This is a genomic window from Modicisalibacter sp. MOD 31.J, assembly GCF_020147985.1.
Lineage (GTDB): Bacteria > Pseudomonadota > Gammaproteobacteria > Pseudomonadales > Halomonadaceae > Modicisalibacter > Modicisalibacter coralii.
Map to the genome: position 1 here is coordinate 137,423 of NZ_JAGXFF010000002.1, position 20,741 is coordinate 158,163.

The 20,741-nt window shown below is 63.9% G+C and carries 22 protein-coding genes; 14 read left to right on the forward strand and 8 right to left on the reverse strand.

The window, feature by feature from the left end; translation table 11 throughout:
- The first annotated feature begins 18 nt into the window (after positions 1-18).
- The 6 genes from tig (at position 19) to KGR00_RS06125 (ending at position 8,478) form a co-directional block, all read left to right on the forward strand.
- The gene (gene tig, locus KGR00_RS06100) at positions 19-1,374 is read left to right on the forward strand and encodes a trigger factor (RefSeq protein WP_224417291.1); all 1,356 of its coding nucleotides are present in this window, start codon (positions 19-21) and stop codon (positions 1,372-1,374) included.
- Between the two features lie 115 nt (positions 1,375-1,489).
- The gene (gene clpP / locus KGR00_RS06105; RefSeq protein ID WP_129138504.1) at positions 1,490-2,110 is read left to right on the forward strand and encodes an ATP-dependent Clp endopeptidase proteolytic subunit ClpP; all 621 of its coding nucleotides are present in this window, start codon (positions 1,490-1,492) and stop codon (positions 2,108-2,110) included.
- A 67-nt stretch (positions 2,111-2,177) separates the two neighbouring features.
- Positions 2,178-3,455 (forward strand): ATP-dependent Clp protease ATP-binding subunit ClpX, encoded by a 1,278-nt coding sequence (gene clpX, locus KGR00_RS06110; RefSeq protein WP_129138503.1) that lies wholly within the window; start codon positions 2,178-2,180, stop codon positions 3,453-3,455.
- 148 nt (positions 3,456-3,603) lie between these two features.
- Entirely contained in the window at positions 3,604-6,012 is a 2,409-nt protein-coding gene (gene lon / locus KGR00_RS06115; protein WP_224417290.1) for an endopeptidase La, read from the forward strand.
- 177 nt (positions 6,013-6,189) lie between these two features.
- Positions 6,190-6,462 carry a nucleoid-associated protein HU-beta gene (hupB, locus tag KGR00_RS06120; RefSeq protein ID WP_129138501.1) on the forward strand — a complete coding sequence of 91 codons (273 nt, stop codon included), beginning with the start codon at positions 6,190-6,192 and terminating at the stop codon, positions 6,460-6,462.
- Positions 6,463-6,639: 177 nt separating this feature from the next.
- Complete coding sequence (locus KGR00_RS06125) at positions 6,640-8,478, forward strand: SurA N-terminal domain-containing protein (protein ID WP_224417289.1); 1,839 nt, start codon at positions 6,640-6,642, stop codon at positions 8,476-8,478.
- 179 nt (positions 8,479-8,657) lie between these two features.
- Here KGR00_RS06125 and KGR00_RS06130 read toward each other — a convergent pair whose 3' ends face one another.
- The 4 genes from KGR00_RS06130 to queC are packed head-to-tail and all read right to left on the reverse strand — an operon-like array spanning position 8,658 to position 11,147.
- Positions 8,658-8,966 carry a YkgJ family cysteine cluster protein gene (locus KGR00_RS06130; RefSeq protein ID WP_224417288.1) on the reverse strand — a complete coding sequence of 103 codons (309 nt, stop codon included), beginning with the start codon at positions 8,964-8,966 and terminating at the stop codon, positions 8,658-8,660.
- Positions 8,963-9,814, reverse strand: coding sequence for a 6-carboxytetrahydropterin synthase (locus tag KGR00_RS06135; RefSeq protein ID WP_224417287.1), 852 nt, complete (start codon positions 9,812-9,814; stop codon positions 8,963-8,965). Before KGR00_RS06135 ends, KGR00_RS06130 begins: the two co-directional genes overlap by 4 nt.
- On the reverse strand, positions 9,814-10,455 hold the full coding sequence (gene queE / locus KGR00_RS06140) for a 7-carboxy-7-deazaguanine synthase (RefSeq protein ID WP_224417286.1): 642 nt from the start codon (positions 10,453-10,455) through the stop codon (positions 9,814-9,816). Before queE ends, KGR00_RS06135 begins: the two co-directional genes overlap by 1 nt.
- Positions 10,455-11,147 carry a 7-cyano-7-deazaguanine synthase QueC gene (gene queC, locus KGR00_RS06145; RefSeq protein ID WP_224417285.1) on the reverse strand — a complete coding sequence of 231 codons (693 nt, stop codon included), beginning with the start codon at positions 11,145-11,147 and terminating at the stop codon, positions 10,455-10,457. The genes queE and queC overlap by 1 nt, the downstream gene beginning before the upstream one ends.
- Positions 11,148-11,375: 228 nt before the next feature.
- On the opposite strand from queC, the gene KGR00_RS06150 reads away from it, so the two are divergent.
- Entirely contained in the window at positions 11,376-11,786 is a 411-nt protein-coding gene (locus tag KGR00_RS06150; protein ID WP_129138495.1) for an SRPBCC family protein, read from the forward strand.
- Positions 11,787-11,795: 9 nt separating this feature from the next.
- On the opposite strand, the gene KGR00_RS06155 is transcribed toward KGR00_RS06150, so the two are convergent.
- The 4 genes from KGR00_RS06155 to flgA all read right to left on the reverse strand — a co-directional run bounded on the left by KGR00_RS06155 (position 11,796) and on the right by flgA (position 15,214).
- A complete protein-coding gene (locus KGR00_RS06155; protein WP_224417284.1) occupies positions 11,796-13,259 on the reverse strand; it encodes a diguanylate cyclase in 1,464 nt (487 codons plus the stop codon).
- A gap of 165 nt (positions 13,260-13,424) precedes the next feature.
- Positions 13,425-13,877: a flagellar protein FlgN gene (locus tag KGR00_RS06160; protein WP_224417283.1), complete on the reverse strand. Its 453-nt coding sequence runs from the start codon at positions 13,875-13,877 to the stop codon at positions 13,425-13,427.
- Positions 13,878-13,938: 61 nt separating this feature from the next.
- Entirely contained in the window at positions 13,939-14,208 is a 270-nt protein-coding gene (gene flgM / locus KGR00_RS22395) for a flagellar biosynthesis anti-sigma factor FlgM (RefSeq protein ID WP_129138492.1), read from the reverse strand.
- A 265-nt stretch (positions 14,209-14,473) separates the two neighbouring features.
- Positions 14,474-15,214, reverse strand: coding sequence for a flagellar basal body P-ring formation chaperone FlgA (gene flgA / locus KGR00_RS06170; protein WP_162500796.1), 741 nt, complete (start codon positions 15,212-15,214; stop codon positions 14,474-14,476).
- A 180-nt stretch (positions 15,215-15,394) separates the two neighbouring features.
- On the opposite strand from flgA, the gene flgB reads away from it, so the two are divergent.
- From flgB to KGR00_RS06205, 7 genes are all read left to right on the forward strand, one after another.
- Entirely contained in the window at positions 15,395-15,808 is a 414-nt protein-coding gene (gene flgB, locus KGR00_RS06175; RefSeq protein WP_129138490.1) for a flagellar basal body rod protein FlgB, read from the forward strand.
- 4 nt (positions 15,809-15,812) lie between these two features.
- A complete protein-coding gene (flgC, locus tag KGR00_RS06180; protein ID WP_129138489.1) occupies positions 15,813-16,220 on the forward strand; it encodes a flagellar basal body rod protein FlgC in 408 nt (135 codons plus the stop codon).
- A gap of 176 nt (positions 16,221-16,396) precedes the next feature.
- Entirely contained in the window at positions 16,397-17,080 is a 684-nt protein-coding gene (locus tag KGR00_RS06185) for a flagellar hook assembly protein FlgD (protein WP_224417282.1), read from the forward strand.
- Between the two features lie 76 nt (positions 17,081-17,156).
- Positions 17,157-18,401 carry a flagellar hook protein FlgE gene (gene flgE, locus KGR00_RS06190; protein ID WP_224417281.1) on the forward strand — a complete coding sequence of 415 codons (1,245 nt, stop codon included), beginning with the start codon at positions 17,157-17,159 and terminating at the stop codon, positions 18,399-18,401.
- A gap of 77 nt (positions 18,402-18,478) precedes the next feature.
- Positions 18,479-19,213: a flagellar basal-body rod protein FlgF gene (gene flgF, locus KGR00_RS06195; RefSeq protein ID WP_129138486.1), complete on the forward strand. Its 735-nt coding sequence runs from the start codon at positions 18,479-18,481 to the stop codon at positions 19,211-19,213.
- Between the two features lie 23 nt (positions 19,214-19,236).
- On the forward strand, positions 19,237-20,019 hold the full coding sequence (gene flgG, locus KGR00_RS06200; RefSeq protein ID WP_129138485.1) for a flagellar basal-body rod protein FlgG: 783 nt from the start codon (positions 19,237-19,239) through the stop codon (positions 20,017-20,019).
- A 30-nt stretch (positions 20,020-20,049) separates the two neighbouring features.
- A complete protein-coding gene (locus tag KGR00_RS06205) occupies positions 20,050-20,739 on the forward strand; it encodes a flagellar basal body L-ring protein FlgH (RefSeq protein ID WP_224417280.1) in 690 nt (229 codons plus the stop codon).
- Positions 20,740-20,741: the final 2 nt, after the last annotated feature.

Below are 20,741 nucleotides of genomic sequence, written 5' to 3' on the forward strand. Positions count from 1 at the left end.
GTCGGTAGAGGACCATTCATGCAAGTTTCCGTCGAAACGACTTCCCCGATCGAACGCCGCGTCACGGTGCAGATACCGGCCGACGAGGTCGATCAGGCCGTCAGCGAACGCCTCAAGGATACCGCCCAGCGCGTCCGTCTGAACGGGTTCCGTCAGGGCAGGGTGCCGATGGCGGTCGTGAAGCAGCGTTACGGGCGTGACGTGCGCAACGAAGTGGTCGGCGAAATTATGCGCCAGCACTACGTACGTGCGATCACCGAGCAGAGCCTCAACCCCGCGGGCTACCCCTCCATCGAGCCGACCGTCGACGAGACCGGTAAGGATCTGGAGTTCATCGCCACGCTGGAGGTCTATCCCGAGATCGCCCTGAACGGCATCGAGGGTGCCGAGGTCGAGCGCCCGGTCGCCGAGGTGACCGATGCCGACATCGACCAGATGATCGAGACGCTGCGCAAGCAGAATGCCTCCTGGGAAGCCGTCGACCGCGAAGCCGCCGAGGGCGATCAGGTCAAGATCGACTTCCAGGGCTTCATCGGTGACGAGCCGTTCGAGGGTGGCGAGGCCGAAGGTCACGAGCTGGTGCTGGGCTCCGACAGCTTCATTCCGGGCTTCGAGGATCAGCTGGTCGGCACCAAGGCCGGCGACGAGACCGAGATCCGGGTGACCTTCCCGGAAGACTATCAGGCAGAGCACCTGGCGGGTCAGGAAGCGACCTTCAAGGTCAAGGTCCACCAGGTCAGCGAGCAGCAGCTTCCCGAAGTCGACGCCGCCTTCGTCGAACGTTTCGGCGTCGAGAACGGCGATCTCGAGCAGTTCCGCGCCGAAGTGCGCAAGAACATGGAGCGCGAGATCAAGCAGGCCGTCGACAACCGGGTCAAGCAGCAGGTGCTCGAGGCGCTGCAGCGCGCCAACGACATCCCGGTTCCGGCCTCGCTGATCGAGCAGGAGACCGATGCGCTCAAGCGCCAGGCCGCCCAGCAGTTCGGCCTGGGCGATGACTTCGATGTCTCGCAGCTGCCCAACGAACTGTTCGCCGATCAGGCCAAGAGCCGGGTACAGGTCGGTCTGCTGCTCGGCAAGGTGATCGAGGATCACGAGCTCGACGCCAGCGACGACGAGATCAAGACCAAGGTCGAGGAACTCGCGCAGCAGTACCAGCAGCCCGAGCAGGTCGTCGAGTACTACCTCCAGGACGAGCAGATGAAGAACCAGGTCAAGTCCGCCGTCCTCGAGGAGAAGGCGGTTGACAAGCTGCTTGGCCAGGCACAGGTTAAGGACGTCGAGATGTCCTACGAGCAGGCGCTTCAGGCCGCCCAGCAGCAGGGCGGTGCCGAAGACGAGGACGGCGAGGAGCCGGCCGACGATAAAGCCTGACTGCGTTGCGGCTGACTGGCGCTGACCCGGCCTCGTGCCGGGTCTCTAGTCACTGAACCGTCACATCGACGACGTGGTAGAGCTATCCAATCACCGGATTGAAGGGTGTCACGCAATGGGCAACGAGTTCGATATTCAAAACGCCGGCGGCCTGGTCCCGATGGTCGTCGAGCAGAGCGCGCGCGGTGAGCGGGCGTACGACATCTACTCCCGCCTGCTCAAGGAGCGTGTAATCTTCCTGGTGGGTCCGGTGGAAGACTACATGGCCAACCTGGTGGTGGCGCAGCTGCTGTTCCTCGAGTCCGAGAATCCGGACAAGGACATCCACTTGTACATCAACTCGCCGGGCGGCTCGGTGACTGCGGGGATGTCGATCTACGACACCATGCAGTTCGTCAAGCCCGATGTGTCCACCGTCTGCCTGGGGCAGGCGGCCAGCATGGGGGCGTTGCTGCTCGCCGGCGGCACGGCGGGCAAGCGCTTCTGCCTGCCGCATTCGCGGATGATGATCCATCAGCCGCTCGGCGGCTATCAGGGGCAGGCCTCGGATATCGAGATCCACACCAAGGAAATTCTCAATATCCGCCATAAACTGAATCAGATCCTGGCCGATCATACCGGACAGGACATCGGTACCATCGCCAAGGATACCGACCGCGACAATTTCATGGACGGACATCAGGCGGTGGAGTATGGCCTGATCGACGCGGTGCTGGATAAGCGTCCGGCATCCTGATAGCGTAAATCCTATCCATGCATATCCTGGCGGTCCGTGCGGGCCGCCGCCGTAAAGAGGTACGCGAATGGCCGACGGCAAAGGCAAGGACGAGGGCAAGCTGCTGTATTGCTCGTTCTGTGGCAAGAACCAGAATGAGGTACGCAAGCTGATTGCGGGTCCCTCCGTCTATATCTGCGACGAATGTGTCGACTTGTGCAACGACATCATTCGCGAGGAAGTCCTCGAGGCCGATGCAGAGGGCGACGAGGATCGCCTGCCGGCTCCGCGTGAGATCCGCAACACTCTCGACGACTACGTGATCGGCCAGGACCGCGCCAAGATGGTGCTGTCGGTGGCCGTCTACAACCATTACAAGCGTCTGCGGGCCGGGGTGAAGTCCGAAGACGTCGAACTCGGCAAGTCCAACATCCTGCTGATCGGCCCGACGGGCAGCGGCAAGACCCTGCTGGCCGAGACGCTGGCGCGGTTGCTGAACGTGCCCTTCACCATCGCCGACGCGACCACGCTGACCGAGGCGGGCTACGTGGGCGAGGACGTCGAGAACATCATCCAGAAGCTGCTGCAGAAGTGCGACTACGATGTCGACAAGGCCCAGAAGGGGATCGTCTACATCGACGAGATCGACAAGATCTCGCGCAAGTCGGACAACCCGTCGATCACCCGGGACGTCTCGGGCGAGGGCGTGCAGCAGGCCCTGCTCAAGCTGATCGAGGGGACCACGGCGTCGGTGCCGCCTCAGGGGGGGCGCAAGCATCCCCAGCAGGAGTTCCTGCAGGTCGATACCGGCAACATCCTGTTCATCGTCGGCGGGGCCTTCGCCGGCCTGGACAAGGTGATCCGCGATCGCGCCGAGAAGGGTGGCATCGGCTTCAACGCCTCGGTGAAGAGCAAGGATACCGACAAGGGCGTGGGTGACATCCTGGCCGGTGTCGAGCCGGAGGATCTGGTCAAGTTCGGTCTGATCCCCGAGTTCGTCGGGCGTCTGCCGGTGATCGCCACGCTCACCGAGCTGACCGAGGACGCGCTGATCGAGATCCTCACCCAGCCGAAGAACTCGCTGATCAAGCAGTACGCGAAGCTCTTCGAGATGGAGAACGTGGAGCTCGACTTCCGCGAAGACGCCCTGCGTGCCGTGGCGCGCAAGGCCATGGCGCGCAAGACCGGGGCACGCGGGCTGCGCTCGATTCTCGAGTCGGTGCTGCTCGATACCATGTACGAGGTACCGTCGCTGGAAGGCGTGACCAAGGTGGTGATCGACGATTCGGTCATCGCCGGCGAGAGTGATCCCTTGTTGATCTACTCCTCGCAGGACGAAGGCAAGGTCGCCAACAAGGACGGCTGAGCCGTTCGCGATCCAGTGGGGGCCGCAAGGCCCCCTTTTCGTTTCTGCCCCGGCGCCGGTTGCAAAACCCGCTCGCCGCCCCCATCTTCCGTACCAGCCTGAGCCGCCCGGGCGGCCCAACCATCCGATTCGTGAGGAACTGTCTGCAATGCAGCAGAACACCCAACAGACACAGAGTCTGCCCCTTCTTCCTCTGCGGGATGTCGTCGTCTACCCGCAGATGGTGATCCCGCTCTTTGTCGGGCGCGAGAAGTCCATCCAGGCCCTCGAGGCCGCGATGGAGGCCGACAAGCGGGTGCTCCTGGTCGCGCAGCGCGAGGCCGGGCAGGACGACCCGGAGGTCGGTGACCTGTTTTCGGTGGGCACCGTGGCCGATATCATGCAACTGCTCAAGCTGCCCGATGGCACCGTCAAGGTGCTGATCGAGGGCACCTCGCGGGCCGACGTGCGTGACGTCAGTCACGCCGACGCCGGTTACAGCATGGCGACGATCTCCCTGCGCGAGAGCCAGCCGCTCTCCGAACGGGAGCAGGAGTCGCTGGTGCGTGTGCTGCTCAACCAGTTCGAGCAGTACGTCAAGCTGTCCAAGAAGGTGCCCAACGAGGTCCTCAATTCGCTGTCGGGCATCGAGGATCCCAGCCGCCTGGTGGACACCATCTGTGCTCACCTGTCGCTGAAGATCGGTGACAAGCAGGAACTGCTCGAGATGGATCGGGTGCGTGATCGCATCGAGCATCTGATGGCGCTGATCGAGTCCGAGATCGACCTGCTGCAGGTCGAGAAGCGGATTCGCTCGCGGGTCAAGGAGCAGATGGAGAAGTCCCAGCGCGAGTACTATCTCAACGAGCAGATGAAGGCCATCCAGAAGGAGATGGGCGAGCTCGAGAACGTGCCCAACGAGGCCGAGAAGTACGAGCAGCTGATCAAGGACTCGGGCATGCCCGCCGAAGCGGCCGAGAAGGCCAACCAGGAACTCGGCAAGCTCAAGATGATGGCGCCGACCTCCGCCGAGGCGACGGTGGTGCGCTCCTACCTCGACTGGCTGGTCTCGGTGCCCTGGAAGAAGCGCACCCGGGTCCGTCACGATCTCGGTCATGCGGTCAAGGTGCTCGACGAGGATCACTATGGCCTCGAGGAGGTCAAGGAGCGCATCCTCGAATACCTGGCGGTCCAGAAGCGGGTCAAGAAGCTCAAGGGGCCGGTACTCTGCCTGGTCGGGCCGCCCGGGGTCGGCAAGACCTCGCTGGGGCAGTCGATCGCTCGCGCCACCAACCGCAAGTACGTGCGTCTGGCTCTGGGCGGGGTGCGCGACGAGTCGGAGATTCGCGGCCATCGGCGTACCTATATCGGTTCGCTGCCCGGCAAGGTCGTCCAGCGCATGAGCAAGGCCGGGGTTCGCAACCCGCTGTTCCTGCTCGACGAGGTCGACAAGCTGGGGATGGACTACCGCGGCGATCCGTCGTCGGCGTTGCTCGAGGTGCTCGACCCCGAACAGAACGACAAGTTCAGCGACCATTACCTGGAGCTGGATTACGATCTGTCCGACGTGATGTTCATCTGCACCGCCAACTCGATGAACATTCCCGGGCCGTTGCTCGATCGCATGGAGGTCATTCGTCTGCCGGGTTACACCGAGGACGAGAAGCTGGCGATCGCCGATCGCTACCTGGTGACCAAGCAGCTCAAGGCCAACGGCCTGAAAGAGGACGAGTTGAGCTTCTCGGACGAGTCGCTCCTGGAGCTGATTCGCTACTATACCCGTGAAGCGGGTGTCCGCGAGCTCGAGCGTCAGATCGCCAAGGTCTGCCGCAAGGTGCTGCGCGAGCGTATCGAGAAGGAGGCCCAGGAAGGCGCGCAGGCGCCGCGGCTGCTGTCGGCGGCCGACATCGAAGAGTATGCCGGCGTGCGCCGTTACAGCTACGGTCTGGCCGATCAGGAGCACCAGGTGGGGCGGGTGACCGGCCTGGCCTGGACCTCCGTGGGCGGCGAGCTGCTCAACATCGAGTCGGTGGTCACGCCCGGCAAGGGGCGTGTCAACAAGACCGGGTCGCTGGGTGACGTCATGAAGGAGTCGGTGGACGCCGCCCACACCGTGGTGCGCGCGCGTGCCGTGCCGATGGGCATCGACCCCGAGCGGTTCGAGAAGGAGGATCTGCACATCCACGTGCCCGAGGGCGCCACGCCCAAGGACGGCCCGAGTGCGGGGATCGCCATGGTGACCGCCATGGTGTCCGCCTATACCGAGCGCCCGGTTCGTTGCGACGTCGCCATGACCGGCGAGGTCAACTTGCGCGGTGAAGTGATGCCCATCGGTGGGCTCAAGGAGAAATTGCTGGCGGCACGGCGCGGTGGTATAAAGACGGTGCTAATTCCAGAGGAGAACCGTCGGGATCTCAAAGAGGTGCCCGACAACGTCAAGGACGCTCTGGAAATACGGCCCGTTCGTTGGATCGACGAGGTGCTCGACGTTGCGCTGGTTGATATTTCCGGCGGTGATGGCGATGATAGCCGACTCGAAGATGCGGCTTCTTCCCGCAGTATGATAAGCACGCATTGACCTGATTTTGTCCTCATGCCGGGGCTGAAACCCCGGTATGGCGGGCCTTGGCGCCGATGGTTGGTTGACAGTCGTTCCTGCACGTTGCTATAAATTGCGTTTTGCTGTGATCGTGCAAAGCCACCCGCGAAATCGCGCCGATTTCCAGTCATTTCCGAAACAGTCAAGGGGTGAAGTGTGAATAAATCCGAGCTGATCGAAGCCATCGCCGCGTCCGCCGATATTCCCAAGGCGGCTGCCAGCCGAGCGCTGGATGCGATGATCGATACTGTGACCGATTCACTGAAGAAAGGCGATTCCGTTGCGCTGGTGGGCTTCGGTACCTTCACCGTCAAGGAGCGCGCGGCGCGTACCGGTCGTAACCCCCAGACCGGCCAGCCGATCGAGATCAGTGCGGCCAAGGTTCCCAGCTTCAAGGCCGGCAAGGCTCTCAAAGACTCGGTCAACTGAGTCTCGTAGCTACAGGATTATCGCGGGGCCTGGCAGCGATTTTCAGGGCGCTGATGACCGACTCATGACGTTGAGCATCCCCACCTTGCCGGTAGCTGCCCCCACGTCCCTGTTGCCAGGCGCATCGCGAAAGCGGTGCGCCTTTTTCGTTCAGGACCACCAGCATCCGAGGCCAGCATGCTGCAACAAATTCGGGATCGCTCCCAGAGTATGGCCGCCAAGGTCATCGTCGGTGCGGTCATCGTCACCCTTGCGTTTTTCGGGATCCAGTCGCTAGTCAGCCTGTTTTCCCAGGGCAGCGATGAGGTTGCCGAGGTCAATGGCGAGCCCATCGGCCGTCAGGCCGTCGAGATGGCGGTGCAGCGAGCGATCCGTTCCGGCCAGGTGCCGGCCGATCAGGAGCGCCAGCTGCGCAGCCAGGTGATCGACCAGATGATCACCCAGACCTTGCTCGACCAATACGCCGACAAGGGCGGTATCTACCTCTCCGATGCCCAGCTCGATCAGGTGATCGTCAACCGCGCGGAATTCCAGGACCAGGACGGCCACTTTTCCGCGGACCTGTTTCGCAACCGCCTGGCCGGCGCCGGCTACACGCCCTTGTCGTTTCGCCGTCAGCTCAAGCAGGATCTGCAACGCCAGCAGGTCCAGCAGGGCCTGATCAGCAGTGAGTTCATGCTCCCCAGCGAGCGCGACGAACTGCTGGCCTTGCAGAACCAGACCCGCAGCTTTCGTTACCACATCCTGAGCAAAGACGACCTGGAACAGCCGGTGAACGTCTCGCCCCAGGATGTCGAACGCTACTACCAGCAGCATCAGGCGCAATTCAAGCGGCCGGAGCAGATCAAGCTCAATTATATCGTGCTCGATCAGGCAGCGCTGGCCAAGGATGTCGATGTGTCCGACAAGGCCCTGCAAGAGGCCTATCAGAAGCGTCTCGCCGACGCGCCCCGGCGGATATCGCACATCATGGTCAGCTTTGGCGACAAACGCACGCGTGATGAGGCCAGGGCCCGCCTGCAGGAGGTCCAGCAGAAGCTGGAGCAGGGACAAAGCTTCAGCGACCTGGCGGCAGAGTATTCCGACGATGCCACCTCCGCCGACAAGGGCGGTGACCTGGGGGTGATCAATCGTGGCTTCTTCGGCAAGGCGTTCGAGGATGCGGCCTTTTCACTGGACAAGGGGCAGGTTTCAGGCATCGTCGCCACCGACAACGGCCTGCATCTGCTCAAGGCGACGGCAATCGACGCGCCGTCGTTCGACGAGATGCGCGACGAACTGCGCCAGCAACTCGCGCTTGACAAGGCCAAGGACCGCTTCAACGAGCAGGCCCAGAAACTGATCGACCAGAGCTTTTCCGCCGACGATCTGCAAGGTGTCGCCAAGGACCTGGGGCTCGAGATCCAGCACAGTGGCTGGGTCTCGCGCGACGACGTCACCGGGGTGCTTGCCGAGCCAGGCGTCATGGAGGCCGCCTTCCAGCCGGACGTGCTCGACAAGGGCTACAACAGCGACGTGATCGAGCTCGACGATCAACGGCGTCTGGTGCTGCGTGTCGCCGATCATCGTCAGGCGACGACCCTGCCGCTGGACGAGGTTCGCGATCAGGCACGAGCCGCGGTCGAGGCCGACATGACCCGCGACGCCTTGCAGGCACGGGCCGCCGAACTGGCCAAGGCCTTCGAATCCGGGCAGGCGCCGTCTCTCGACTGGCAATCGGTCAACGCCGTCACGCGCCATGCGTCGGGCGAGACTCAGGTGCCGAAGCCGGTTCTCGAGCAGGCCTTCCGCCTGCCGCAGCCGAGCAGCGGCAAGCCGGTCTTCGGGCGGGCGAACACCGAGTCAGGGGTGGCCCTGATCGCGCTGGACAAGGTCGAATCCAGTGATGCCGCCTCGGGGGACGCGTCCGGCGACGGGCAGTTCGTCGTCCAGTTGGCCGATCGGCTCAGGGCACAGGCCGCCATCCAGGGGCTGCTGGAGTCGCTGCGCAACAATGCCGAGATCGACCGGCGCTAGCGCCGGATCATCGGGAACGCAAAAAGGCGCGGCTCAGGCCGCGCCTTTTTCGTACCCGGTTGGGGCTTGGTCCGCACCGGTTTCGGTGAGGGGGCGCCGGCCCAGAAAGATGGGCGTCGTTTCTTATCCCGTCATCTTTTGCCTGCCTCGTTTCTCCATCGAATCCTGGGAGCCCAGTGTCAGGTCAGGGATTCCAGTCGCGTGATGCGCGCCAGTGCGTCGTCGCGATGGGTGCCGCACAGGTCGGCGTCGAAGACGAAGCGATGACACGCCGCAGGACGGCGTGGGTCGCCGAACAAGCGGCACAGGTTGTTCTCGTCGAGCTGGATGCAGCGCACACCCGCGGGCTTGCCGTCAGGCATGCCGGGGATCGCCGAGCTGATCGACGGGGCAATGCAGCAGGCGCCACAGCCGGGGCGGCATTCGCCCGCTACCCCGTCATTGGTCTCGGCCGAGGCCGTGGCCTGGCGGGCGATGAGCCGGCTCATGATCTCGCCTCGGCGATGGCGCCCTTGTCGATACCCTCGAAGGCCTGGACGCGCACCTTTTGCCCCGGGGCATGGTGGCGGGCGATCTGCTCGGCCAGCCAGCCGGCGATGTGCTCGACGGTGGTCGGGCAGGGCAGTCGCTCGCAACGTTCGCTGGGCAGGCTCAGACGAAAGGTGCCCTGGGGCGCCGTGTACTGGATGTTGCTCGTCGCCTGACGGGCGACTTCCCCGCCAGCGACCACGTCCTCGTCATGCGCCAGATAGCGGCCATCGAGATAGTCGGCCCAGTGGGCCTCGAGGCGGGGCTGACGCTGGCCGTCGCACCACACCCTGAGCCGGGAGCGATGGCCGTGAGCGATGCGCTGACAGTTGCCGCGATGATGCTTGAGACCGTGACTGTATCGGTAGGCGGCGCCGTCGATGGCCTCTTCGCGAAAGCGCAGGCGTACGGCCTCGACCCGAGCCGGGGCGTGTCGCGTGAGCTTGGCGCCGAGATGGCCGGCGAGACGCTCGGCGTCGATCCGGTGCCAGGGGAGCAGCGTGAATGCCTGGCGTGGTGCACGGATCTCCATGGGATAGGGCAAGGCGGCGCGCACGGAAAGGCCTTCGGCGCATTCGCTGACCGTGATCCCCGGTGCCTGGCTCGGGACCAGCAGGGTATGGTCCGGGCCGTCGTCGATCGCCGTCTTGATCCAGGGTTTCACCTCTCCGAAGTCGAAGAGCATGCCGTCCTCGCCGAGCTCGCCGTCGAGCTCGATGTCGACGTGCCAGCTGACCCCGACCAGGCCCTGGTCCGGGCACCAGAGCGAGGCGTCGAGATGGCTCAGTCCATTGACGAAGAGAGGCATCAGTCGATCTCCAACAGCTTGTGAGTCTGCAGCGATAGCGACCATTGCGGGTTTGCCAGGCAATAGGCCAGCGTCGCGCCGAGGGTTTGTCGCGGTTCCAGGGCGGCGGTGTCCATCGGCTGCAGATAGAAGTGCGCGAAGTCGAGATCGATGAACCGTTCGGGCGGGGCATCCGCCTGGGGGTAGACCAGCTTGAGCTCGTTGCCGCGTGTCACGACCAGTGTCGTCGTGCCCTTGGGGCTGACGCAGAGCCAGTCGATCCCGGGGGGTGGCGGGACGGTACCATTGGTCTCCACCGCCACCTCGAAGCCGCGTGCGTGCAGGGTCTCGATCAGTACGTCGTCGAGCTGCAGCAAGGGTTCGCCGCCGGTGAACACGACGTAGCGCCGTGCGCGCTCGTCCCCTTCGGGCCACAATCCCGCCAGATGGTCGGCCAGTCGATTCGCCTCGGCGAAGCGTCCGCCGTTCTGCCCGTCGGTGCCGACGAAGTCGGTATCGCAGAAGCGGCACGCGCTGGTGGCGCGATCCCGTTCGCGGCCGGACCAGAGGTTGCAGCCACTGAAGCGGCAGAACACGCTGGGGCGGCCCGCCCGGGCGCCTTCGCCCTGCAGCGAATAGAAGGCTTCCTTGACACTGTACATCAGGCCGTCCCGGTGCTGGCGTAGGCGAGCGGGTCGGCGAGGCCATGCGCAGCGAAGGCGGCCAGGCGTTCATGGCAGCTGCCGCAGCGGCCGCAGGCGTGTTCGCCACCCTGATAGCACGTCCAGGTATCGGCGTAGTCGAGCCCCATGGCCAGGCCGTCGGCGAGGATGTCGGCCTTGTCGGCGCGCAGATAGGGGGCCTCGATGGTGACCGGCGAGAAATTGGCGATGGCGGCCACGGCGTTCATCCGTTCGACGAATTCGGGGCGGCAGTCCGGGTAGAGGACGTGGTCGCCGCCATGGGCGCCGTAGAAACAGATCCCGGCACCGATGTTGACGGCCTGGGCGATGGCCAGCGAGAGCAGGATCATGTTGCGGTTGGGGACGACGGTCGCGGCCAGGTTGTCGCCGGCGTACGCGCCCTCGGGCATGGGGCGCTGGGCATCCGTCAGTGCCGAGCCGTCGATCAGTGAATGAATCGACTGGATGTCGACGACCTGATGCGCGATGTCCAGGCGTCGGCAGACACGCCGCGCCACGTCGAGCTCTCTGGCATGACGCTGGCCGTAGTGAAACGACAGGGCGTGGACCTCGTAGCCCTGACGCAGGGCGCGGTGGAGGACGGTGAAGGAGTCCATGCCGCCGGAGTAGATGACGACGGCCTTGGGTGCCGGATTGGCTGAATCAGACATGAGCGGTTTTCCTGCCGGAGAATTTATGCCCGTCGTGACGGGTCCGGGGTCCGGGCGTCCGGATTGGCAACAGCGGGTGCCTCAGAGAGGCGCTGTCGCGGCGCGCATTGTAGCGCCCGAGCCTTTCAGGCTCCAGCGCGCGTTCGACACCGCCGCGGGTGCGGACTGGCGGAGGACGGACGCTATGGTTACCCTCGGGGACTTTGGATCACGGGAACAGGCAAGCTCATGTCGACCATCGAACACAGCGCCATCCTGCACGCACCACCGGCGCGGGTCTATGCACTACTCGAGCGTATCGAGAACTTTGTCGATTATTCCGACATGATCGAGGCGATCGAGCCGCTGGGGGATGACCGCTATCGCTGGTACCTGCATGTCATCGGGCGTGACTGGCAGTTCGATGTCCAGGTCACCGAGCGACATGCCCCGCATACATTGGCCTGGGAGTCGCTGCAGGGGGTCGCCAATCAGGGGCGTTACACGCTCGTCGAGGTGCCCGAGGGGACGCGCGTCGAGCTCAGCGTCAGCTATCAGATTCGCAACCGCCTGCTGGCAAAGGCGGTCGACAAGGCGGCCAAGCCGCTGGTCAATCAGGTCAGCCGCCAGATCCTGGGACGGGTCGAAGAACGCTTGTGAGAGGTGACGTCACGCCAGGGTGACGCGATTGCGGCCGGACCGCTTGGAGAAGTACATGCGCTGGTCGGCGATGTGCACCAGTTCGTCGGGTGATTCGCATTGGTCCGAAAGTCGGCTGGCCACCCCCACCGAGACCGTGACATGGATCGGCGTATCCTCGTGGACCAGCAGTGGGCCATTGCGCAGGGTGCGGCAGATCGCTTCGGCAAAGTGCGCGGCATCGTCGCGATTGCGTCCCGGCAGCAGAATCAGGAACTCTTCCCCGCCGAACCGGCCGACATGGGCGTCCTGACGACTCATGCCCTTGAGCAGGCCGGCGAACGCCTTGAGGACCTCGTCGCCCAGCGGATGTCCGTGCTGATCGTTGATCTGCTTGAAATGATCCAGATCGAGAAATACCAGGCCCAGATCCTCCTGTTCGGCATCGGCGAAATGCCGGTCGAGCAGGTTGATGAGATGTTGTCTGTTGTAGAGTCCGGTCAGCGGGTCGTAGCGGACGGCACGATCGAGCTGGCTGTTGCGGGCTCGCGCGCTTTCCAGCTCCTCGTCGCGTTGACGTACCTGGGCCTGGAGCTGAAGGTTGCGTTGAACCAGCAACTGCTTGGCTTCCATCAGCAACTGTGTGGGATCGAGTTCGTGGGGCGTGCGAATCTCGAAGAGCGAGGCCATCTGCGGCAGGCGCCGCTGGATGCTGCCGATCAATTCGCTGCGGAAGCGCTCGTCGCCCAGCCAGGGCTCCAGTTCGGCGACGGTCTCGTGGCCGTTGGGCGCCAGCCAGATGTCGGCCAGGCGTCCCGAGAGCATGAGGCATTCCTTGATCTCGAGCCCTTCCTCGTGGACCGGTCGGTCGTGGCTGTAGCGAATCCAGTCGCTGCAGCTCGGCGACAGCCCCCAGCGGCGCGTCAGCCAGGCACCGATCTCGGCATGGTCGGCGCCGTAGGCGAGCCGTTCCTCGAGAGCGAGGTCGTCATGACTCTTGGCGCGCGAGACGACCTCGGTATAACGCTGTGCATCGATGGCATGCAGGGCGAGCATGCCGATGTCCTGCAGTAGCGCGGCCGTGCCGAGAGTGCCATGGTCCGACAGTTGCAGGGCGGATGCCAGTTCCTGAGCGGCGATACTGCTGGTCAGGGCGCGTTGCCAGAAATGCTGCAGGTCGAACCCCCGCGGGTCGGCATTCGCGCTGTCGACTGACAGGCTGAAGCCCATGGCTAGAGCGACGGTCATGTCCATGCCCAGTCGCTCGATCGCTTCACTGAGCGTCTCGGCGGGTTGCAGGTGGCTGTAGTAGACCACGTTGGCCAGCGAGATCAGGCGTGCCGTGAGGGCCGGGTCCTGATTCAGTGTTGCCACGATCGCCGGCAGCGGGGTCTCGGGATTGGCTGCCTGAGCGATGACTTCCTGTACCACGGCGGGGATGGACGGCAACGACGGACAGTCGATCAGTGCCTGGCGAAGCGCCATGTTGACCATGGGCTTACTCCACGCCAGCGATGAAATCGGCGAAGCCTTGCCTGAGGCGCGGGGCTTCACGGAGCGGGACGGCTGTCACGAGTACCTCCGAGCATTGAACGTTCGCCGATTGTAACGCAATATTACCTGTCGGTTACAATCCGGTCGGGGCGTAATGCAATGTCGTCAGGCCTGCGAGGCAACGCCGCCAAACCCGCGTCGGCGGGATTGTCCGTTGGGGCCGTAGAGGGTCTTGCCGGCGGCTTCGTTGAGGAAGTACAGGATGCGTTGATTCTGGGCCATGCGCGATTCGATCAGGATCCCGTTGCGCTGGTTGAGCAGCTTGGCGTGCAGGGCTCGCTCCAGAAAGGCCGTCCACTGTTCGTGGCAGCCGGCATCGATGGCGGCCTGCTCGGCGGCCTGACGGCCCGGGCCGTAGCCGAGTTTCTCGAGGACGTTGCGCCGTTGTGTCTCCAGGGTCTCGAGACGTTCCAGATGGGCCTGTTTGTCTGCCGCCTGCTGCCTGAGATGTGCGCCATCGACGTCGACCTGCGACAGGGCGTCATGCTCGGCGTCGAGCAGGGCGATGAAGGCGTCGAGATGGCGATGTTCACGTTCCAGATGCTGGGCCAGGCTCATGCGGAGACTCCATGAAAAGGGTGGGCGGCGAGCATTCGCGCGCCCGGGCTGTCAATGACGCTTAACCCAGCAGCTCTTGCACGCTTTCCAGCAGGCCGTCGGCGATCCGTTCCGGACGGATCTCCAGCGTGCCGTCGCTGATGGCCTGACGGATCTCGGCGACACGCGCGGTATCGATGTCGCGTGTGGCATCCTGGGCCTTGCTGCTCAGGTGAGCGACCGAGGCGGGGCTCGATGTCGCTTCGGTGCCCGTGTCGGTGACTGTCTGCTGGGGCTTGGTGGCATCGCTCTGAGTGGGGCGATGCAGGGGCTGGCTACCATCGATCTTCACGGGGGCGTCCTCTTGAAACGTCGGCTTTCCCTGATGATCGGCGGGAGACACGAAAACTTTAGGCGCCGATCGAGGGTTTCTGTGCCTATGGTTTGTACGAAAAGTCGACGAGCTAAGGCAAGACAAGGCAAAAATCGGCGAAAAAGCGGAGTTTACGGGGTGTAAATGAGCATTTTGACCGGGCTGGCGCTCCAGCCGATTTTTAACGCCGTATTGCCGAGCGCAGACAGTTTTCGTACAGCGCCTAGTCTAGTGGCCCGGGATACTAGAAGTCGATGGCCAGTCTCCGTGATCCGACGACCCGCGCCTGGAGTCGCTCGCCCTGTCCCGTCCGCAGGCGGACTTCGTCGCCCAGGGCGCCATTGTCCAGCGCCTTGGCCTCGCGGCTGACCTGAAACCCCGCCCCTCGGGCCACCACCGTCACGCGCTGACCACGCTCGACCAGGTTCTGCCGATGCAACTGGTAAGCCTGCAGTGTCGTACCCGCGGGCAGGTTGCGCACGGCGACCTGGCCAATGGCCGCCTCTTCGGCGCGCAGCGCATGACGCGGCAGCTCGTCGAGCAGGCCACTCTGCCAGCGCAGATCCGCCGCCGACAGCGGGTCGCCGCGACGCACGTCACGCGCGGTGACCAGATAGCGAACCTGGACGTCGACTTGCGCCTGCAGATAGCGCACCCGGGCAGTCTGCCCGGCACAGCGAACACCCACCGCCACACGCCCATACACCCGCTGACCCTCGCGTGGGAGGAAGGGCTGCGGATCCTGACACGTCGGCAGCTGGACCGAGGGGGCGAAGACCTTCACCTTGACGACGTCGCCGAGATCGCCCGCCTGTTGCGTCAGGAAGTCCGCCACGCGCTGGTCGAGCAGGCTCGGGGGTGTCGTGCCAGTGCTGGCGTAGACCGGCTGCCCGAGCAGCAGCGCCACCGCCAGCCCCAACAGCCCCAGACAGAGCCGGCGTAGCCGCAGGCCGGGCCTGAACGTCGTGCTGGAAACGGTATCCATGTGTCGGGCTGCTTCGCGCATCCATCACCCCCATTGCTGATGGAGCCGATTCTAGAGATCGGCGGGTCGGGGCAAGCGTGGAAATGATGCGCAAACCGAGGGCTGTTTCGTCGTTTGCCATGACAGGCTGGCGTCTATTCTCCACCCTGAACTTTCCCCCAGCCGATTCAGGGGCCGATGATGATCGACAAGCTTGATGGGGCACTGCGCTTTCACCAGGAGGCGCTCAACCTTCGCGCGGAGCGCCAGAAGGTCCTGGCCAGCAATATCGCCAATGCCGACACGCCCAACTACAAGGCGCGCGACTTCGATTTTGCCGGCGAGCTCTCGCGGGTCATGGAGCAGGGGCGCAGCACGCAGGGCGGGCTGGCGCTGGCGACCACCTCGAGCCGTCATATTCCGGCCCAGGCGCCGTCACGCGGTTCGCTCGATCTGCAATATCGCGTTCCCGACCAGCCGAGCCTGGATGGTAACACCGTCGACATGGATCGTGAGCGCTCGAACTTCGCCGACAACGCGGTCCGCTACGAGGCCGGGCTGACCGTGATGAATCGCAAGATCCAGGGCCTGAAAACGGCCATGCAACCGGAGTGATCCGATGTCCATGTTCAGCATCTTCGATATTTCCAGCTCGGCGATGAGCGCGCAGGCCAAGCGCATGAACGTCACCGCCAGCAACCTGGCCAACGCCGACAGCGTCGCCGGGCCCGATGGCCAGCCCTACCGGGCCAAGCAGGTGATGTTCCAGACCCGCTCGCAGGTGGCCAGCGGCGTCGGTGGCGTGCAGGTCAGCGGGGTGGTCGAAGACCCCAGCCCGATGCGCCGCGAATATCGTCCCGACAGCCCGGCGGCCGATGACCAGGGGTATGTGACCATGCCCAATGTCGAGCCGGTCGACGAGATGGTCAACATGATTTCCGCATCCCGTTCCTACCAGGCCAACGTCGAGGTCATGAACACCAGCAAGCAGCTGATGATCAAGACCCTGACGTTGGGTGAAGGCTAAGGAAATGCTGAATAAATCGACGAGCGTGATGAAGCGCGAGGCGCATGGAACGCAGAAAACGAGACATAACATGAAGTTAGGCGAGTTTTCGAGTACCACGCAACGAAGCGATTCGCTCGCGCAGGCATTTATGCAGCGTTTCCCCAAGTCCAGCTTGCTGGCCCCCAGGAGAGCCCATGTCCAATAGCATCGATACCAGCCTGCTCAACAGCCTGAATCAGACCACGGCGAAGCGCGGCAACGCGGCGACTTCCACCGACGATCTCGGCGACAGCTTCATGACGCTGCTGGTGACGCAGCTCAAGAACCAGGATCCGACCAAGCCGATGGAAAACGCCGAGATGACCTCGCAACTGGCCCAGATCAACACGGTCAACGGCATCAACGACCTCAACGAAACGCTGCAGGGCATCACCCGTCAGATCGATGCCGGCCAGTCGCTGCAGGCCTCGGCGTTGATCGGCAAGGGCGTGCTGGTCCCCGGTAACGAGGTTCGCAAGGGCGACGACGCCACCACGCCGTTCGGCATCGAACTGGATGCCCCCGCCGACGACGTGACGATCTCCATCGTCAGTGCTTCCGGTGAGGTCGTGCGCCAGTATGGCGCCGATGACGTCGGCTCCCTGGACGAGGGGGTCCACTCCTTCTCCTGGGACGGCAAGGACATGAACGGTCAGCCGGCCGAGAACGGCGTCTACCATGTCCGGTTCGAGACCGCTCAGGGCGGTGAGTCCGTGCCCGCGACGGCTCTCAACTATGCCCCGGTGCAGGGTGTCTTGACCGGCGATGAAGGGCCGCGGCTCGACCTGGGCGCGATCATGGGGCAGGTCGGCCTCGACGCCGTCCGCCAGATTCTCTAATGGCTGCCTGTTGCAGCCAAGCATTGACCAAGAATCAATTACGTAGCGGGCGCCTTGGCTCGCAGGGAGACTAGAAATGGGTTTTTCACAGGCATTGAGCGGCGTCAACGCGGCTTCCCAGCAGCTCGACGTCGTCGGCAACAACATCGCCAACTCGCAGACCTCCGGCTTCAAGAGCTCGTCGGTGCAGTTCGCCGACGTCTTCGCCAACAGCCAGATCGGTCTGGGTACCCGGGTGTCCGGTGTGCTCCAGGACTTCAGCAACGGCAACCTGGAAACCACCGGGCGCAACCTGGACCTGGCGATCAGCGGCACCGGTTTCTTCCGCTTCGAGCAGAATGGTCAGGTGGGCTACTCGCGTAACGGCCAGTTGACCATGACCGCCGAGGGTGATCTGGTCAATGCCCAGGGCGCCAAGATCATGGGCTACGGGCTTTCGGCTGGACCGTTCTCGGCCGTCGTGCCGGGCGGGCAGCCCGTTCCTCTGAACATCCCGGCCGATGACATGCCGGCGCAGGCCACCGGCACGGAGACCGGCGTGCAGGCCTCCTACAATCTCGACCAGTCCACCGACGAAACCGATGCGACGGCTCGCAATACCGTTAACCTGGACGACGGCAATCCCGGTGGTTTCGATGTCGACTACCACTATTCGAACAGCTTCACGGTCTACGACTCGCTGGGCAATCAGCGCAACACCACGATGTATTTCGAGAAGACCGCCAACCCCAACGAGTGGAATGTGAAAGTGGGTCTCGATGGCGTCTATGACAGCGCCAACGACTTCACCCTCACATTTGACAATGATGGCCAGTTGAGCAGCGCGGCCGAGCAGAACATCACTTTCACGACGGCCCAGTTGGGTGGCGACCCGGCGGACTTGAACTTCACGCTGGACCTGAAGGGAACCACTCAGTTCGCCAACGACTCCACACAGAACTCACTGGTTCAGGATGGTTACAGCTCCGGCTCGTTGATCGGCATCAGCATCGCCGATGACGGTACCGTGATGCGTAACTACACCAACGAGAAGTCGGTGTCAGCGGGGCAGATCGTGCTGGCCAACTTCCGCAACCCGGAAGGACTGAAAGCCTCGGGCGACAATATGTGGGCGGCAACGTCCGGTTCCGGTGCGGAAGTCGTCGGGACGGCGGGTGTCGGTCAGTTCGGCTCCGTCGAGGCCGAAACCCTGGAGTCGTCCAACGTCGACCTGACCTCCGAGCTGGTCAACCTGATCATCGCCCAACGCAACTATCAGGCCAACACCAACTCGATCCGGACCCAGTCCGAGGTCATGGATCAGATCGCCCAGTTGCGCTGATAACCCGCCGGATTCGGGCCGACTTCCGGGCTTTGCCCGGCGGTCGGCTCCCTGATACTCGTCGAGAGTGAAACACCATGGATCGCATTCTCTATACCGCCATGAGCGGGGCCCGACAGAGCATGGACCAGCAGGCGGTGGTCAACAACAACCTGGCGAACGTCGCCACGCCGGGGTTCCGCGAACAGCTCAGCGCCATGCGCGCGGTGCCGGTGCAGGGCGAAGGTCTGCCGACGCGCACCGTGACCATGGCCACGACGCCGGGTAGCGACTTCTCGCCGGGCGCGCTCTCCACGACGGGTCGCGAACTCGACGTGGCGGTCGACGGCGACGGCTGGCTGGCGGTACAGACCGACAACGGCGAGGCCTACACCCGCCGCGGCGATCTGCAGGTCGACGCCAATGGGGTGGTCAACATCCAGGGCAATCCGGTCGTCGGCGACGGCGGACCGATCATCGTGCCGCTGGGTGCCGATGTCAGCGTGGGCGTCGACGGGACCCTGAGCGCGTTGACGCCCGGGGCGGACCTGACCACGCGCGGGCCGGTCGGTCAGCTCAAGCTCGTCGATCCGGGTGACGGCGCCTTGGTGCGCGGCGACGACGGTCTCTTCCGCACCCCGAATGGCCAGGCCCTGCAGGCCGATGACGGCGTTCGCGTGGTCAGCGGCGCGCTGGAGGGCAGCAACGTCAGTGCCACCGAAGCGATGGTGGCGATGATCGACACCTCCCGGCGTTACGACATGCAGATGAAAGTGATCGAGAGCGCCGATCAGAACGCCGAGCGCGCCAACAAGTTGTTGTCCGTCAGCTAGATATCTTCCCGAGGTAACCAACCATGATTCGATCGCTGTGGACCGCCAAGACCGGTCTGGAAGCCCAGCAGACGCAGATGGACGTCATCGCCAACAACCTGTCGAACGTCAGCACCAATGGCTTCAAGCGTTCCCGGGCGGTATTCGAGGATCTGCTCTATCAGAACCTGCGCCAGCCGGGTGCCCAGGCGAACGTCCAGGACAACCTGCCGTCCGGCATGCAGATCGGTAGCGGTGTGCGTCCCGTGGCGACCGAACGCCTGCACACCCAGGGCAACCTCGAGAATACCGGCAACTCCCACGATCTGGCGATCCAGGGGAAGGGCTTCTTCCAGGTGCTGCGCCCCGATGGCACCACCGCCTACACCCGCGATGGCAGTTTCCAGGTCAACCAGAACGGTCAACTGGTCACCGCCAGCGGCTATCCCATCGAGCCGGCGGTGTTCGTCCCTGCCGATGCGCTCACCGTGACGGTGAGTCCGGACGGCATCGTTTCGGTCACCCAGCCGGGAACGACCCAGTCCAACCAGGTCGGCCAGTTGACGCTGGCATCGTTCACCAACCCGGCGGGGCTGCAGAGCATCGGCGAGAATCAATATCTCGAGACCGACGCTTCCGGCCCGGCCAACCAGAACACGCCGGGGCTCAACGGGGCCGGCACCCTGATGCAGAACTATGTCGAGACGTCCAACGTCAACGTCGTCGAGGAAATGGTCAGCATGATCCAGACCCAGCGTGCCTACGAGATCAACAGCAAGGCCGTGAAGTCCTCCGACGAGATGCTGGCAAGGCTCTCGCAGCTTTGACGGGAGTGGACCAATGAAGCGAGGCGAGCGGTGATCAAGGTGTCGAAGAAAGGCTCTCGGTATGTCGGGCTGTTGCTGGTCGTGGCGACTCTGCTGCTGAGCGGCTGCGCGCAGTTGCCGCGCCCGTCGATCACCGGCGAGCAGGAGAAGGTCGCGCTCCAGCCGCCGCCGCCGCCGGAACCCAATGGGTCCATCTATCAGCCCACCACGGGCTATCAGCCGTTGTTCGAGGATCGCCGGCCGCGGATGGTCGGTGACATCCTGACCATCGAACTCGATGAGCAGGTCAGTGCCAGCAAGAGTTCGTCGGCCAACGCCGGCCGTCAAGGCAGCGCGAGCCTGACACCCACCACGCTGCCCAAGGGGCTGACCAGGCTGGGCGATTACGGCTTCGACCTCGAAGGGGAGAACGATTTCGATGGCAGTGGGGGTGCCAATGCCAATAACAGCTTTACCGGCACGCTCACCGTGACCGTGGTCGACGTGCTCTACAACGGCAACCTCAAGGTGCAGGGCGAGAAGCAGATCCTGATCAATCAGGGCACCGAGTTCATCCGCTTCTCCGGCGTGGTCAATCCGCGCACGGTCAGCGGTGCCAACACCGTGCAGTCGACACAGGTGGCCGATGCGCGTATCGAATACGTCGGCGACGGTTACATCAACGAGGCGCAGACCATGGGTTGGCTGCAGCGCTTCTTCCTCAACGTGTCCCCGTTCTGAGC